12 protein-coding genes and 1 pseudogene are annotated in these 15,585 nt (G+C 71.2%); 10 read left to right on the forward strand and 3 right to left on the reverse strand.

Annotated elements, in window-relative coordinates; genetic code table 11:
• Window positions 1–34 precede the first annotated feature (34 nt).
• From GQQ93_RS11365 to GQQ93_RS11380, 4 genes are read left to right on the forward strand one after another with little or no spacing between them, the layout of a single operon-like run.
• Window positions 35–847, forward strand: coding sequence for an ABC transporter ATP-binding protein (locus tag GQQ93_RS11365; RefSeq protein WP_157424350.1), 813 nt, complete (start codon window positions 35–37; stop codon window positions 845–847).
• A complete protein-coding gene (locus GQQ93_RS11370; protein ID WP_157424351.1) occupies window positions 844–1,530 on the forward strand; it encodes an ABC transporter permease in 687 nt (228 codons plus the stop codon). Before GQQ93_RS11365 ends, GQQ93_RS11370 begins: the two co-directional genes overlap by 4 nt.
• Window positions 1,527–2,270, forward strand: a complete 744-nt coding sequence (locus tag GQQ93_RS11375; RefSeq protein WP_157424352.1) for an ABC transporter permease — start codon at window positions 1,527–1,529, stop codon at window positions 2,268–2,270. Before GQQ93_RS11370 ends, GQQ93_RS11375 begins: the two co-directional genes overlap by 4 nt.
• The gene (locus GQQ93_RS11380) at window positions 2,267–3,193 is read left to right on the forward strand and encodes an ABC transporter substrate-binding protein (protein ID WP_157424353.1); all 927 of its coding nucleotides are present in this window, start codon (window positions 2,267–2,269) and stop codon (window positions 3,191–3,193) included. Before GQQ93_RS11375 ends, GQQ93_RS11380 begins: the two co-directional genes overlap by 4 nt.
• A gap of 148 nt (window positions 3,194–3,341) precedes the next feature.
• Here the strand turns inward: GQQ93_RS11380 and GQQ93_RS11385 are convergent.
• The 3 genes and pseudogenes from GQQ93_RS11385 to GQQ93_RS11395 form a co-directional block, all read right to left on the reverse strand.
• Window positions 3,342–4,010 (reverse strand): annotated as a pseudogene (locus tag GQQ93_RS11385) (DedA family protein); the annotation flags it as partial.
• A gap of 34 nt (window positions 4,011–4,044) precedes the next feature.
• Window positions 4,045–4,986: a M56 family metallopeptidase gene (locus tag GQQ93_RS11390; protein ID WP_212277320.1), complete on the reverse strand. Its 942-nt coding sequence runs from the start codon at window positions 4,984–4,986 to the stop codon at window positions 4,045–4,047.
• A gap of 2 nt (window positions 4,987–4,988) precedes the next feature.
• Window positions 4,989–5,363, reverse strand: coding sequence for a BlaI/MecI/CopY family transcriptional regulator (locus tag GQQ93_RS11395; protein ID WP_157424356.1), 375 nt, complete (start codon window positions 5,361–5,363; stop codon window positions 4,989–4,991).
• Between the two features lie 89 nt (window positions 5,364–5,452).
• Here GQQ93_RS11395 and GQQ93_RS11400 point away from each other — a divergent pair, with 89 nt between their 5' ends.
• The 6 genes from GQQ93_RS11400 to leuS all read left to right on the forward strand — a co-directional run bounded on the left by GQQ93_RS11400 (window position 5,453) and on the right by leuS (window position 15,585).
• Window positions 5,453–6,865: a cytochrome ubiquinol oxidase subunit I gene (locus GQQ93_RS11400; RefSeq protein WP_157424357.1), complete on the forward strand. Its 1,413-nt coding sequence runs from the start codon at window positions 5,453–5,455 to the stop codon at window positions 6,863–6,865.
• Window positions 6,866–6,879: 14 nt separating this feature from the next.
• Window positions 6,880–7,884, forward strand: a complete 1,005-nt coding sequence (gene cydB, locus GQQ93_RS11405) for a cytochrome d ubiquinol oxidase subunit II (RefSeq protein WP_157424358.1) — start codon at window positions 6,880–6,882, stop codon at window positions 7,882–7,884.
• Between the two features lie 10 nt (window positions 7,885–7,894).
• The gene (cydD, locus tag GQQ93_RS11410; protein ID WP_157424359.1) at window positions 7,895–9,577 is read left to right on the forward strand and encodes a thiol reductant ABC exporter subunit CydD; all 1,683 of its coding nucleotides are present in this window, start codon (window positions 7,895–7,897) and stop codon (window positions 9,575–9,577) included.
• Window positions 9,570–11,291 (forward strand): thiol reductant ABC exporter subunit CydC, encoded by a 1,722-nt coding sequence (cydC, locus tag GQQ93_RS11415; RefSeq protein ID WP_157424360.1) that lies wholly within the window; start codon window positions 9,570–9,572, stop codon window positions 11,289–11,291. Before cydD ends, cydC begins: the two co-directional genes overlap by 8 nt.
• 167 nt (window positions 11,292–11,458) lie before the next feature.
• Window positions 11,459–12,922, forward strand: a complete 1,464-nt coding sequence (gene pabB / locus GQQ93_RS11420; RefSeq protein ID WP_157424361.1) for an aminodeoxychorismate synthase component I — start codon at window positions 11,459–11,461, stop codon at window positions 12,920–12,922.
• An 89-nt stretch (window positions 12,923–13,011) separates the two neighbouring features.
• Window positions 13,012–15,585, forward strand: a complete 2,574-nt coding sequence (gene leuS / locus GQQ93_RS11425; RefSeq protein WP_157424362.1) for a leucine--tRNA ligase — start codon at window positions 13,012–13,014, stop codon at window positions 15,583–15,585.

Here is a 15,585-nt window from a genome sequence, read left to right on the forward strand (position 1 = left end):
ATCGAGCGAAGGCCGACGACGGGATGAAGCCAGCATGATCGAGTTCCGCGGTGTCTCCAAGCGCTTCCCCGACGGCACCCTCGCGGTGTCCGGCGTCGACATCGTGATCCCACCCCGCAAGACGACGGTCCTCGTCGGCTCCTCGGGCTCCGGCAAGACGACCCTTCTGCGCATGATCAATCGCATGGTCGATCCGAGCGGCGGGCAGGTGCTCATCGACGGCACGGATGTCTCGACGCTCGAACCCGTCGCGCTCCGCCGGAGCATCGGCTACGTGATGCAGAACTCGGGGCTCCTGCCGCACCGCAAGGTGATCGACAACGTGGCGACGGTCCCCATGCTCCGCGGCACCCGCAAGCGGGAGGCGCACGCCAGGGCGCTCGAGCTCCTCGACACCGTCGGGCTCGACCGATCGCTGGCCGACAAGTACCCGAGCCAGCTCTCGGGCGGGCAGCAGCAGCGCGTCGGCGTCGCGCGCGGCCTCGCCGTCGATCCGAACATCCTGCTGATGGACGAGCCGTTCGGCGCGGTCGATCCCATCGTCCGCTCTGAGCTGCAGCAGGAGCTGCTGCGCCTGCAGGGCGAGCTCGGCAAGACCGTCGTCTTCGTCACCCACGACATCGACGAGGCGTTCCTCCTCGGTGACCAGGTTGTCATCATGCAGCAGGGCGGCAGGATCTCGCAGGCCGCGTCGCCCGCCGAGATACTCGCGCATCCCGCCGACGACTTCGTCGCCGACTTCGTCGGCGCCGATCGGGGCAAGCGCGTGTTGCATCTCCGCGACGTCGACGGGCGGCAGATCGTCGTCGACGACGACGGGCGCGCGGCGGGAGTGCTCGCCTCGTGACCTGGCTCTGGTCGAATCTCGACCTGGTCGGCGAGCTGAGCCTCGTTCACCTGGCATTGTCGGTGCCCGCGATCATACTGAGCTTCGTGATCTCCGTTCCGATCGGTTGGCTGGCGCACCGCTACCGGTGGTCGCGCGGCGTCCTGCTCACGCTCTGCGGGCTGCTCTACGCGATCCCGTCGCTCGCGCTGCTCATCGCCCTGCCCGTGTTCACGGGGCTCAGCGTGCGATCGCCCGTGAACCTCGTGGTCGCACTGACGCTCTACGGCATCGCCGTCATCGTGCGCACCGCCGCCGACGCCTTCGACGCGATCGACCGCGACGTGCGTCAGTCGGCGACTGCGGTCGGCTATTCGGCGTTCGGCCGGTTCCGCGCCGCCGAGCTCCCGCTCGCCGGCCCTGTGCTCCTCTCGGGGCTCAGGGTCGTCATCGTCAGCACGGTCAGCCTCGCGACCATCGGCGCCGTCATCGGAGTGCCGAGCCTCGGCAGCCTCTTCACCGACGGATTCCAGCGCGGCATCCAGGCCGAGATCGCCACCGGCATCGTCGCGACGATCCTGCTCGCCCTCCTGCTCGACCTGCTCGCCGTGCTGGCGGGCCGGCTGCTCATGCCGTGGACGCGGGCGGGCGCGGCCCGTCGGTCATCTTCGCAGGCACCGGTGGTCGAGGAGGTCCTGCCGTGAACCTCGTCGCGGACGGCATCGCCTGGATCCTCGACCCCGCCAACTGGCAGGGCGCGGGCAGCATCCCCGAGCGCATCGGCCAGCACCTGCTCCTCTCGCTCGTGGTGCTCCTCATCGCCTCGGCGATCGCGCTGCCCGCCGGCGCAGTGATCGGCCACACCGGCCGCGGCAAGCAGTTCGTCGTGATGGTCTCGGGCGGGTTGCGCGCACTGCCCACCCTCGGTGTGCTGACCCTCTTCGGGCTCTGGCTCGGCATCGGACTCGCGGCCCCGGTGATCTCGCTGGTCATCCTCGCGGTGCCGCCGTTGCTCGCCGGAGCCTACGCCGGATTCGAAGCGGTCGACCGCCGTACGATCGACGCGGCGCGCGCGATGGGCATGCGCGAGCGCGAGATCGTCGGCGGCGTCGAACTGCCGCTCGGGCTGCCGATCATCGTCGGCGGAGTGCGGTCTGCGGCGCTGCAGATCATCGCGACGGCGACCCTCGCCGCCTACGTGGCCGACGTCGGCCTCGGGCGGCCGATCTTCCAGGGGCTCAAGACGCGGGACTACGGCGAGATGCTCGGCGGCTCGATCCTCGTGATCCTGCTCGCGCTCCTCGTCGACGGTGCGTTCGCACTCGCGCAGCGCCTCGTCGTGCCCGCCGGCGTGCGGGCGACCAGAACTCGTGAACTCCGTTCGCGGCCGCCCCGGCCGCGAACGGTCGTGGGGCGACCCATCCATGAAGGGAACAGGCAATGATCACAGCAGGAAAAGGCCGATTCGTCGCTCTGGCGGCGGTCGCGGTCGGGGCGACAGTGGCCCTGGCAGGGTGCGCATCGGGTGACCCGCTCGACAGCGGATCGGGCGAGACCGACGGCGGCGGCGAGACGCTCGTCGTCGGCTCGCAGGACTACTACTCCAACGAGATCATCGCGCAGATCTACGCCCAGGCGCTCGAGGCGAACGGCTTCACGGTCGACCTCCAGTCCCGCATCGGGCAGCGCGAGGTCTACATGCCCGAGCTCGAGAGCGGCGCGATCGACGTCTTCCCCGAGTACACGGGCAACCTCCTGCAGTACTACGTGCCCGACACGACCGCGACGACGGCCGACGACGTCTACGCCGAGCTCGAAGGCGCGCTGCCCGACGGACTGCGCGTGCTCGACCAGTCCTCGGCCACCGATCAGGACTCGTACAACGTCACGAAGGAGTTCTCGGAGACGAACGGCGTGACGAGCCTCGCCGACCTGGCGAAGGTCGAGACGCCGCTGACGCTCGGCGGCAACTCCGAGCTCGCGACCCGGCCCTACGGGCCCGACGGCCTGAAGTCGGTGTACGGCGTCGACGTCGCGTTCACGCCCATCGAAGACAGCGGCGGGCCGCTCACCATCAAGGCCCTCCAAGACGGCGCGGTGCAGCTCGTGAACATCTACAGTGCGAACCCGGCGATCTCCACGAGCGACCTGGTGACCCTCGAAGATCCAGAGGGCCTCTTCCTCGCCTCGAACGTCGTCCCGGTGGTCAGCGAGAAGGTCGACGACGCGGCCGCCGAGGTGATCAACACGGTGAGCGCCGCGCTCACCGCCGACGACCTCGTCGCCCTCAACGCGTTGAGCGTCGACGAGCAGCAGTCGGCCGAGCAGATCGCGAGCGACTGGCTCGCCGAGCAGAGCCTGTTCTGATCGGCTCCGCGGCCGCCTAACGGTCGGCGTCGTGGTCCGAGGGGTCGGATGCCGAGGCATCCGGCCCCTCGTCGCGCCGCGGGACGCGCGCAGTCGCCGGCGACGTCGATCCCGCGCGCGGGAAGTCCGCGGGCGCGCTCATGGCGGTGTCGAGCGCGCCGGAGTCGTCGGCGGCCTCGGCGGCCTCCATGTGCTTGGCCTCGGAGCGCACGATGAGCTTCTTGGCCCCCCACACGACGAGGAGGAACAGTGCGATCACGGCGACGAAGATGTAGCCGGCCCAGTGCAGTTCGCGGCTGAGCTCGCGGTAGCTGCCCGCAGCCGCCCACCCGACCGAGACGTAGGCGAAGGCCCAGATGACGCACGCGGGCGCCGTCCAGGCGATGAACTTGCGGTACCGCATCGTGCTCATGCCGACCGTGAGCGGAATGAGCGAGTGCAGCACGGGCAGGAAGCGCGAGATGAAGATCGCCGGCCCGCCGCGTCGGTCGAGGTAGCGCTGGGCACGATGCCAGTTCTCCTCGCCGAGCTTCTGGCCGAGGCGGGAGTGCAGGATGTGCGGTCCGAACCAGCGACCGAGCGCGAATCCGATGCTCTCGCCGATCAGCGCGCCGACGATGACCGTGAACGTGAGGCCCAGGTACTCGCCGACGCTGTCGACCGCGGTCGCGGCGACGAGCACGATGGTGTCGCCCGGCACGACGAGCCCGATGAGCACGCTCGTCTCGAGCATGATGCCGAGGCCGGCGAGCAGGGTTCGGGCGACCGGGTCGACCGCCTGCACGGTGCTCAGGATCCAGTCGAGGATCTCGTTCATCGTTCGAGCGTAACCGGGGGCGTGCGCGGTCGCGTCACCCTGCGGGATGATCAGCCAGTACCGCGGTATAGGCCGCGAGGGGGACGATCAGCAGCAGCGCGGAGGCGCCGAGCACGAGCGCGCGGGGCACGGCCGGCGACGAGGATGCCGCGGGCACGACGTCGAGCCGGTCGAGCCGGGCCGTGAGCATGTCGGCGTCGGCGATCACGGTGTCGTCGCCGTAACCGCCCGGCCCGCCCCCGCCGACGACGAGGAGGGCGCCGCGGAGCGCCTCGTCGCCGGCCGCGCGGCGTGCGCGGTCGTCGGCGAGCATCTCCGCGAGGAGGATGACGGACCGCTCGGCGCGATTCGCGATCGGGAACCACGGCAGGGCACTGTGCCAGGCGCGGAACGCGAGCAGCACGAGGTGGTGCAGCTGGTCGAGGTGGGCGCGCTCGTGGGCGATGACGGCCGCGAGCTCGTCGGGGGAGAGCGCGTCGATGAGCCCGTCGGTGAGCACGGTCGCGGTGCGGATGCCGGGAACGCAGTAGGCGAGTGGCGCGGGGTGGGCGAGCACCCGCGTGTGCGGCTGTCCCGGCATCGGGTCGCCGAGGAGGGACACGAGCTGGTGCTGGCGGCGCCGCTCGCGCTCCGCCCGCACGGCGGTGAGTGCGAGGTTCAGGGCGAGATGCACGGCGAGCCCCGCCGCCAGCGTGAGGGCGGCGAGGTGCACGACGCCGAACTGGGGCGGGATGGGGCCCGTGAAGAGCGCGGGCACGAGCGCGTGCCATGCGCCGAGGAGCGACCCGGCAGGTGAGGCGCCGAACACGAGCAGGCAGCCGATCATCGAAAGGCCGCCGGCCACGGCGATTGCCTGCCAGAGTGCGAGGGCGACGGCGGGGGAGTGTGCCGGCCACGCCGCGCGCGAGAGCACCAGCGGGATCGGCCACGCGAGGGTGAGCGCGAGGGCGCCGAGGCCCACGGCGACGGCGACCACGGTCAGCGTCGGACGAGCTCGTCGAGGAGACGCCTGAGGGTCGCCGCCTCGCCGTCGCTCACGGTGCCCACGAATCGGGCCAGTGCGGCGTCGCGGTCGCTCGAACGGTCGAGCACCTCATGCATGAGCTCGGCGGTGTGCTCCTCGCGGGAGAGCAGCGCCTGATAGCGGTGCGGCCGGTGCTCGCGGGTGCGGCTGACGAAGCCCTTGCGCTCGAGTCGCGAGAGCACGGTGAGCACCGTGGTCGTCGCGACCGTGCGCCCGCTCTCGCCGTCGCGCATCGCGAGCGCGTCGCGCAGTTCGTTGGCCGAGAGCGCGGCGTCGCCCGACCAGAGCACCTCCATCACGGAGCGCTCGAGATCTCCGAGACTCGCCATGCCACCAGACTACCGCCGATCTCCGTTTTGTTCTACGCTTCGTAGAAGAACGTCGCTTCGACGTTCTCTCGTGTGAAAGAGGCATCCGTGTGAATGAGTTGCTCGACCCGCTGCTGCTCGCTCGATGGCAATTCGGTCTGACGACCGTCTACCACTTCCTGTTCGTCCCGATCACGATCGGGCTCGCGACGACCGTCGCGGTCTTCCAGACCGCCTGGTTCCGCACCGACAAGGTCGAGTACCTGAAGATCACCAGGTTCTTCGGCACCCTCTTCCTCATCAACTTCGCGATGGGCGTCGTCACCGGCATCGTGCAGGAGTTCCAGTTCGGCATGAACTGGTCGGAGTACTCGCGCTTCGTCGGCGACGTCTTCGGCGCCCCGCTCGCGCTCGAGGGCCTGCTCGCCTTCTTCTTCGAGGCGACCTTCATCGGGCTCTGGATCTTCGGCTGGGACAAGCTCCCGCGCGGCATCCACCTCGCGACCATCTGGTGCACGGCCGTCGGCACGATCGTCTCGGCGTACTTCATCCTCGCGGCGAACGCGTTCATGCAGAACCCCGTCGGCTACGAGATGAACGTCGAGAAGGGTCGCGCCGAACTCGTCGACATCGGCGCGCTGCTCACCAACCCCGTGGCCCTCGCCGCGTTCCCGCACACGATCGCCGCGAGCTTCATGGTGACCGCCGGCCTCATCATCTCGGCCGCCGCCTGGCACCTCGCGCGCAACCAGCACCTCGACACGATGCGGCCCGCGCTCAAGTTCGGCCTCTGGACGATGGTCGGCGCCGGCATCCTCACGACGCTCTTCGGCGATCAGCTCAGCCTCGCGATGGTGGCCACGCAGCCGATGAAGATGGCGGCCGCGGAGGCGACCTACGACACCGTCTGCGGGGCGGACGCCTCGTTCTCGCTGTTCACCCTCGGCACGCCCGACGGCACGAGCGAGCTGTTCTCGATCCGCGTGCCGTACCTGCTGTCGCTCCTCTCGACGCACACCTTCGACGGCTGCGTCGAGGGCATCAACGACCTGCAGGCGCAGTACACCGAGCTCTACGGCCCCGGTGACTACGCACCGATCATCTGGGTCACCTACTGGGCGTTCCGCTGGATGATCGGGCTCGGCATGCTTCACGTCCTCGTCGCGGTCGTCGGCCTCTGGCTCACCCGCAAGGGCCGGATGCCGAAGCAGCGCTGGATCTGGAAGGTCGCGATCTGGAGCTTCCCGCTCTCGCTCGCCGCCATGAGCGTCGGCTGGGTCTTCACCGAGATGGGGCGTCAACCCTGGATCGTGTTCAGCCTGCTGCCCACCGAATCGGCGGTCTCGCCGAACGTCACCGGGCTCGACGTGCTCATCTCCCTCGTCGCGTTCACGCTCGTCTACGGTGCGCTCGCGGTCGTCGAAGTGCGGCTGATCCTCCGGGCCATCAAGAAGGGCCCGCCCGAACTCGGCGAACCCGACCCAGAGTCGGGCCGCATCGAACCCGCCACGACGGTCTACTGAAAGGAGGAGGACAAGTGGATCTCCCCACGCTCTGGTTCTGGATCGTCGCATTCCTCTTCGTCGGCTACTTCGTACTCGACGGCTTCGACTTCGGCGTCGGCATGTCGCTGCCGTTCCTCGGCAAGGACGACACCGACCGCCGAGTGCTCATCAACACCATCGGCCCGGTCTGGGACCTCAACGAGACCTGGGTGATCGTCGCGGGCGCCGCGCTCTTCGCGGCCTTCCCCGAGTGGTACGCGACGCTCTTCTCCGGCTTCTACCTCGCGCTCCTGCTCATCCTGCTCGCACTCATCGTGCGCGGCGTCTCCTTCGAGTACCGCCACCAGCGCCCCGAGTCGCAGTGGAAGGGCCGGTTCGACCTGATGATCGTGATCGGCTCTGCGGTGCCCGCGCTGCTCTGGGGCGTCGCGTTCGCCAACATCGTGCAGGGGGTGCCGCTCGATGCCGACCACAACTACACGGGCACCCTGTTCGACCTCCTGAACCCGTACGCCCTCCTCGGCGGACTCACGACGCTCCTCCTCTTCTTCACGCACGGCGTCGTCTTCGTGTCGCTGAAGACGGAGGGCGAGCTGCGCGAGCGGGCCCGTCGGCTCGCGGTGCGCTCGGGGATCGTGTCGATCGTCGTGGCCGCGTCCTTCCTGCTGTGGACGGGGCTCGCGTTCGGCACGTTGTGGTTCTGGATCCTCGCCGCGGTCGCCGCGGTCGCCCTCATCGGCGGCTGGCTCGCGAACCTGCGCGGCGCGGAGGGCATCGCGTTCACGCTCATGGCCGCGACGATCGCCGCAGCGGTGTTCGCGCTGTTCGCGGCCCTGTTCCCCGATGTCATGCCGGCGTCGAACGATCCGGCGAACAGCCTCACGATCGAGAACGCCTCGTCGACGACGTACACGCTCACCTTCATGAGCTGGGTCGCGCTGATCTTCCTGCCGCTCATCCTCGCGTACCAGGGGTGGACCTACTGGGTCTTCCGCAAGCGCGTGAGCCGGGCGACGATCGAAGCCGCGACGCACTGAGCCGGCTCGCGTGAAACCTCTCGACCCCCGGCTCGTGCGCCGCTCGCGCGCCGCCCGCGGCTTCCTCGTCGCGGGCGGTGCGCTGGCCGTCGTGCAGGCGGCGGCGATCATCGCGGTGGCGTGGTCGATCGCGACCCTCGTCGTCGGCCTCATCGAGGGCATGCCGATGAGCGAGGCATGGCCGGCCATCGGCGTGCTCGTGGCGGCCGCCTGCGCGCGGGCCCTCGCGAGCTGGGCTTGGGAGCTCGTCGGGTCGACGGGCGCGCAGCGCGTCAAGGGCGAGCTCCGGGCCGAACTGCTCGCGTCGCTCGAGCGGCGTCCGGGCGGCATCGCCGGGTTCTCGTCTGCGCGTATCGCGACCCTGCTCGGCCCCGGCCTCGACGCGCTCGACGACTACTTCGGTCGCTACCTGCCGCAGCTCGTGCTCACGGTCGTCGCGACGCCGGCATGCATCGCGGCGGCGTGGATCGCCGATCCGCTCTCGGGGCTCGTGCTCGTGATCGTGCTGCCGCTGATCCCGGTGTTCATGGCGCTCATCGGCATGGCAACCGAGGCGGTGCAGCGTCGCCAGTGGGAGAGCCTGTCGGTGCTCTCGCGCGGCTTCCTCGAGGTCGTCGGCGGGCTGTCGACGCTCATCCTGTACGGCCGGGCGGAGCGGCAGGCGCGCCGCATCCGCGAAGTGACCGACGGCTACCGGCGGCACACGATGAAAGTCCTGCGCATCACCTTCCTCTCGGGGTTCACGCTGGAGTTCGCCGCGAGCCTGTCGGTCGCGCTCGTCGCGGTGTCGATCGGCCTGCGACTCGTCGCGGGCGACATGTCGCTCGCCCCGGGGCTCTTCGTGCTCGTGCTCGCCCCCGAGGTGTTCCTGCCGCTCCGCAACGTCGGTGCGGCGTTCCACGCCTCGGCAGCCGGGGTCACTGCGGCCGACGACGCCTTCGCGCTGCTCGACGCAGCGACCGAGGAGCCTGGGACGGATGAAGCCGGCCCGGCCGCGAAGGAAGCGTTCGCCTCGTCGCTCGGCATGGCCCTCGGGCGCGAGGATGCCCCGGGGCACGCGCCGCGCGCCGGCCTGGTCGTCACCGGGCTCGACGTGCACCGCGGCGAACGGCCGGTGATCGCGGGTCTCGACGCCGTCGCCGCCCCGGGGTCGCTCATCGCCGTCACCGGCCCGAGCGGCAGCGGCAAGTCGACGCTCTTCGCCGCCCTCCTCGGCTTCGCGCCGATCGCGGCGGGGGAGATCACCTGGGGCGGCCGCTCGCTCGGCGGCCGTGGTCGCGAGCTGCTCGCCTGGGCCGGCCAGTCGCCGATGCTGCTCGCCGGCACCGTCGCCGAGAACGTGCGTCTGGGAGACGAGGCGGCGGATCCCGAACTCCTCGAGCGGGCGTTCGGCGTCGCCGGAGTCGACGTCCCCGCCGAGCTCGTGCTCGGGCCGGGCGGCACGGGCCTGTCGGGAGGTCAGGCGCAGCGTGTGGCGATCGCGCGCGCGGTGCATCGTCTCCTCGCACGCCGACTGCCGCTCCTGCTCCTCGACGAGCCCACCTCGGCGCAGGACGAGGGTCGTGAGTCCGCACTCGTCGAACACCTGCGTGCACTCTGCATCGAGGGGGTCACGGTGCTCGTCGCGACCCATCGCCCGGCGCTCGTCGACGCCGCCGACGGCATCATCGAGCCGGCGGTGGCCCATGTCTGAACCTCGTGGTGCGCAGCGCGGGCCCGGCACCCGGACGGTGCTCCGCACGAGCATCCCGCCGTTCGCGCGTCTGCTGCCCTCGGTGCTGTTCGGGATCCTGTCGGGGGGCTCCGCCGTCGTGCTCCTCGCCTGCTCGGCGTGGCTCATCGCCCGTGCCGCCGAGCAGCCGCCCGTGCTCTACCTCTCGCTCGCGATCGTCGGGGTGCGGGCGTTCGCGCTCGGCCGGGCGGTGTTCCGCTACCTCGAGCGGCTGAGCGGCCACGATGCCGCGTTCCGGCAACTCGCCGCGATCCGCGGCGGCATCTTCGAGCGGATGCTCCCCGTCGCCCCCGACGGCATCGCGGCGCTTCGGCGCGGCGAACTGCTGTCGCGATTCGTCGGCGACGTCGACGAACTGCAGAACGTGCCGCTGCGGGCGGTGCAACCGGTCGTGAGCGCGCTCGTCGTGCTGCTCGGTGCGGTCGTGGGGGTCGCACTGCTCGCGCCGGGTTCGGCGTTCGCCCTCCTCGGATGCCTCGTGCTCGGCATCGGCGCGACCGTGCTCGTGCAGCGCGCGGTCGCAGCCCGGGCGGAGTCGCGGCTCGCGCCGCTACGCGGAGAGCTGCAGGCGGCGGTCGTCGATCAGGTGCAGTCGCTCGAGATGCTCGTGGCCTTCGACGCGGCGGCGGCCGGGCGGGCGCGCATCGACGCGCTCGGCGAGCGACTGGCTCGGCTGACGCGCGCGAGCGCCTCCGCAGCGGGCGCGGCCGCCGCGATCATGTCGGCGATCGGCGGCATCGCGGTCGCACTGGCGGTCGTCACCGCCGAGCCGCTCCTCGCCTCCGGGCGCATCGACGGCCCGACGTTCGCCGTGCTGTGCCTGGTGCCGCTCGCGATCGCCGAGGTGGCCGCCGCGATCCCGCCCGCGGCGAGCGCGTGGCGACTCGGCCGGGTGAGCGCCGAGCGCGTCGCGAGCGCCGTGCCCGGGCAGGCGCCGGCCGAGATCCCCGTGGCGCCCGCGACCCCGGTCGCGGCACCGGCCGCCGAGCCCACGCCGGCGATCTCGCTGCGGGGCGTCACGGTGAGCTGGCCCGGGGCCGCCGAACCGACCCTCTCCGGACTCGATCTCGAGCTGGCGCCGGGCGAGCGCGTGCTCGTGCGCGGGGAGTCGGGCGCGGGCAAGTCGACGCTTGCGCACGTGCTCGTGCGGTTCCTCGAGACGAGCGGCTCGTACCGCATCGGGGGAGTCGAGGCATCCGAACTCGACCCCGGCGACGTGCGCCGCCTCGTGGGCCTCGTCGAACAGCGACCATGGCTCTTCGACGAGGACGTGCGCCAGAACCTCGTCTTCGCGCGCGACACCTCGAGCGACGACGAACTGCTCGAGGTACTCGACCGGGTCGGGCTGCGCGAGTGGGTGCTCGAACGCGGCGGGCTCGGCGCCCGGGTCGGCGAGCGCGGCTCGCTCGTCTCGGGCGGGCAGGCGCAACGTCTGGCGCTCGCCCGGGCGATGCTCGCGGGCTTCCCCGTGCTCGTGCTCGACGAGCCGACGGCGAACGTCGATCGGGACCGGGCCGACGCGCTGCTGCGCGATCTGCTCGGCGCGGCCGAGGGCGAGGGCCGCACGGTCGTGCTCATCTCGCACGTGCCGGTCGACCCGGCGCTCGTCGACCGGGTGGTGACCATCGCCGGCGGGCGCGCGCTCGAGTCGGATGCCACGGGCACCCGCGGCTGAGCTGCTCGTCGTGGCGGGGCTCCGGTCTGCGCCACTCCGACACTGACCCGCTCAGCGGGTCAGTGTCGGAGTGCGGCGGTCGACGTGCACCGTGCGACGCCTTCGCGGGGCCGGCAGGGTCGGGCAGGCGAGCGATCGGTGCGGGCACTGCGCCCTAGGCTTGGGGGATGCCCCGTCGAATCCGGTCTCGCGTGCTGCCCTTCTGGCGCGATCCCGCCGAGGTGTTCGGGCGTCGATACGCCGATGCCGAGCACGTCGTCTGGCTCGACGGCGGCGACGATGCGAGCGGCATGAGCGTACTCGGACGGGCGCATCCGACGAGCGAGCTCGTCACCGCGGTCCTCGCGGTCGGTGAGGGTTCGGGGCCCGGCACGGGCCGGGTCGAGGTGGTGCGTCCCGCCGCGGATGCCCCGACCGCGACGGTGCGCGAGGGCCGGGTGTTCGAGCACCTCGCCGAGGCGCTCGGGCTTCCCTCGGTCGACCTGGCACCGGGGGAGCCGGCGCCGGGCCCGCTCGGCTGGTTCGGCTGGTTCGGCTACGAACTCGGGGCGGCCGTCGACGGGGTGGCGGTGTCGCAGGCCGAGACGCCCGACGCGGCGTTCCTGTTCGTCGACCGGGTGCTCGTCTTCGACCATTCGGCGCGCGAGCTGCGGCTGGTCTGGCTCGATTCGGACGACGCGGCGGCCTGGGCGGATGCGGAGGCGGCGGCGCTCGACGAGATGCCCTCCGTCGTCGGCGAGGCGGCGGGCCCGAGGCATCCGCACCGCTCGGAATCGACGGCCGCCCACCCGGTCTCGGCGGCCTGGCGCCATGACGCCGCCCGCTACGCCGAGCTGATCGAGGCCTGCCAGGCGGCGATCGTGCGGGGCGACGCCTATCAGCTCTGCCTCACGAACCGGGTCGACGTCGACGTGCACCCCGACCCCGCCGCGACCTACCTCGCGCTCCGCGCGACGAGCCCGAGCCACCACGGCGGCTTCGTGCGCTTCGGCGAGGTCGCGCTGCTCAGCGCCTCGCCCGAGCAGTTCCTGCTCGTCGAGCCGTCCGGTCGCGTGTCGACGAAGCCGATGAAGGGCACCCGGCCGCGCGATGCCGACCCCGCTCGCGACGCGGCCCTCCGCGCCGAGCTCCTCGCGAGCGACAAGGAGCGCGCCGAGAACCTCATGATCGTCGACCTCATGCGCAACGATCTCGGCCGCATCGCCGAGCTCGGCAGCGTCGGCGTCGAGGGGCTCCTCGAGGTCGAGGAGTACGCGCACGTGCACCAGCTCGTCTCTACGGTGCACGCCCGCATCGCGCCGCCGCTCTCCGTGCTCGACGTCGTGCGCGCCGCCTTCCCGGCCGGCTCGATGACGGGGGCGCCGAAGCACAGCGCGATGTCGATCCTGCACGGGCTCGAGCAGGGCCCGCGCGGCATCTATTCGGGCGCGTTCGGCTACCTCGGCGTCGACGGCGGCGCCGATCTCGCCATGGTGATCCGCTCGATCGTGCTCACCCCCTCGGGTGCGAGCATCGGCACCGGCGGCGGCATCACCGCGCTCTCGGTGCCGTCGGAGGAGATCGAGGAGACCCGCGTGAAGGCCCGCGCCCTCCTCGCGGTGCTCGGCGCGGCATCCACCCCCGCCGAGTGACTAGGCTGGATACCCGAGTGCGCCGTGCTCCGGCGCGCCCTGCAGACCCCGCGGCGAAGCCCGCCGAGCGACACACGATTGAGAGTCACGTGGCACACGATCACGACCCTGCACACGCCGAACCCGGCGCGTACGACTTCGCCGCGATCCAGGCGAAGTGGCTTCCCGTGTGGGACGAGCTCCAGCCGTTCCGCGCCGGGGCGTCGGGCGACACGCGGCCCCGCAAGTACGTCCTCGACATGTTCCCCTACCCCTCGGGCGACCTGCACATGGGTCACGCCGAGGCGTTCGGCTTCGGCGACATCGCCGCGCGCTACTGGCGCCACCAGGGCTTCGACGTGCTGCACCCGATCGGCTGGGACTCGTTCGGCCTGCCCGCCGAGAACGCCGCGATCAAGCGCGGCGCAGACCCGCGCGAGTGGACCTACGCGAACATCGCGCAGCAGAAGGCGTCGTTCCGCCAGTACGCGCCGAGCTTCGACTGGTCGCGCGAGCTGCATACGAGCGACCCCGAGTACTACAAGTGGAACCAGTGGCTGTTCCTGAAGCTCTACGAGAAGGGCATCGCCTACCGCAAGGCGGGTCAGGTCAACTGGTGCCCCAACGACCAGACCGTGCTCGCGAACGAGCAGGTCGTCGACGGCCACTGCGAGCGCTGCGGCGCCGTCGTCACGAAGAAGGCGCTGACGCAGTGGTACTTCCGCGTCACCGACTACGCCGACCGCCTGCTCGACGACCTCAACCAGCTCGAGGGCACCTGGCCGTCGAAGGTCGTCTCGATGCAGCGCAACTGGATCGGCCGTTCGGCGGGTGCCGACGTCGAGTTCGAGATCGAGGGCCGTGAGGGCCGGGTGCCGGTGTTCACGACGCGCCCCGACACGCTCTACGGGGCGACCTTCATGGTCGTCGCGGTCGACTCCGACCTCGCAGCCGAGCTCGCGGGCGGCGCCTCCGCCGAGGTCAAGCAGCGCTTCGACGACTATCTCGACTCGGTGCGCGCCGAGACCGACATCGAGCGTCTCGCCACCGACCGCCCGAAGACGGGCGTGTTCCTCGAGCGGTACGCGGTCAACCCGCTGAACGGCGAGCGGCTGCCGATCTGGGCGAGCGACTACGTGCTGGCCGACTACGGCCACGGCGCGATCATGGCCGTGCCGGCGCACGACCAGCGCGACCTCGACTTCGCCCGCACCTTCGAGCTGCCGGTGCGCGTCGTCGTCGACACGAACGCGCCCGTCACGGGCGTCATCCCGGTCATCCCGCTCGACGAGAACGGCGTGCCGTACCTTCCCGAAGACCTGCCGGCGCTCGACCCGGCCGGCACCGGTGTCGCGCTGACCGGCGAGGGCCGTCTCATCAACTCGGGCCCGCTCGACGGCCTCTCGAAGTCGAACGCGATCCGTCGTGCGATCGAGATCCTCGACGAGCGCGGCACCGGGCACGCGGCGAAGAACTACCGCCTGCGCGATTGGCTGATCTCGCGGCAGCGCTTCTGGGGCACGCCGATCCCGATCATCCACTGCGCCGACTGCGGCGAGGTGCCGGTGCCCGAGAGCGAGCTGCCGGTGCGCCTGCCCGACGCGGCCGGCCTCGACCTGAAGCCGAAGGGCTCGAGCCCGCTCGGCGCGGCCGACGACTGGGTGAACGTGGCCTGCCCGAACTGCGGCGGCGCGGCCAAGCGCGACTCCGACACGATGGACACCTTCGTCGACAGCTCCTGGTACTACCTGCGTTATCTGAACGCGAACGACGACACGCGGGCCTTCGACCCGGCCGAGGCCGAGAAGTGGGCGCCCGTCGACCAGTACGTCGGCGGCGTCGAGCACGCGATCCTGCACCTGCTCTACTCGCGGTTCATCACGAAGGTGCTGTTCGACCTCGGCTACCTCGGCTTCACCGAGCCGTTCACCTCGCTGCTCAACCAGGGCATGGTGCTCATGGACGGCTCGAAGATGTCGAAGTCGAAGGGCAACCTCGTCGAGTTCGCGTCCGAGCTCGCCGCGCACGGCACCGACGCGCTTCGCGTGACCCTCGCCTTCGCCGGCCCGCCGGAAGACGACATCGACTGGGCCGACCTGTCGCCCGTCGGCTCCGCCAAGTTCCTCGCGCGCGCCTGGCGCATCGCCGGCGAGGTGACCTCGTCGCCCGACGTCGACTGGTCGACCGGTGACCGGGCGCTCCGCCGGGCCACCCACCGACTGCTCGCGGATGCCCCGGGGCTGGCCGAGGCGTACAAGTTCAACGTCATCGTGGCGCGCCTCATGGAGCTCGTGAACGCGACCCGCAAGGCGATCGATTCGGGGCCGGGGGCATCCGATGCCGCCGTGCGCGAGGCTGCCGAGGTCACCGCGATGATCCTCGACGTGTTCGCGCCGTACACCGCCGAAGACATGTGGCAGCGACTCGGCTACGAGCCGACGATCGCACTCGTGCCGTGGCGCAAGGCCGACCCCGCACTCCTCATCGAGGAGCAGGTCACGGCCGTCGTGCAGGTCGACGGCAAGGTGCGCGACCGCCTCGAGGTCTCGCCGAAGATCTCGGCCGACGAGCTCGAACAGCTCGCCCGCGCCTCCGAGGCGGTGGTCCGCTCGGTCGGCGATCGCGAGATCGTGAACGTGATCGTGCGGGCACCGCGGCTCGTGAACATCGCGACGCGCGGCTGA

Source organism: Agromyces lapidis, assembly GCF_009749405.1.
In the GTDB taxonomy this organism is placed as follows: domain Bacteria; phylum Actinomycetota; class Actinomycetes; order Actinomycetales; family Microbacteriaceae; genus Agromyces; species Agromyces lapidis.

Excerpts from the sequence above, each read along its gene's own strand:
- cydC (WP_157424360.1), top strand. The coding sequence starts at position 9,570 with ATGTCTGAACCTCGTGGTGCGCAGCGCGGGCCCGGCACCCGGACGGTG.
- GQQ93_RS11395 (WP_157424356.1), bottom strand. The coding sequence starts at position 5,363 with ATGGCGAGTCTCGGAGATCTCGAGCGCTCCGTGATGGAGGTGCTCTGG.
- GQQ93_RS11365 (WP_157424350.1), top strand. The coding sequence starts at position 35 with ATGATCGAGTTCCGCGGTGTCTCCAAGCGCTTCCCCGACGGCACCCTC.
- GQQ93_RS11380 (WP_157424353.1), top strand. The coding sequence starts at position 2,267 with ATGATCACAGCAGGAAAAGGCCGATTCGTCGCTCTGGCGGCGGTCGCG.
- pabB (WP_157424361.1), top strand. The coding sequence starts at position 11,459 with ATGCCCCGTCGAATCCGGTCTCGCGTGCTGCCCTTCTGGCGCGATCCC.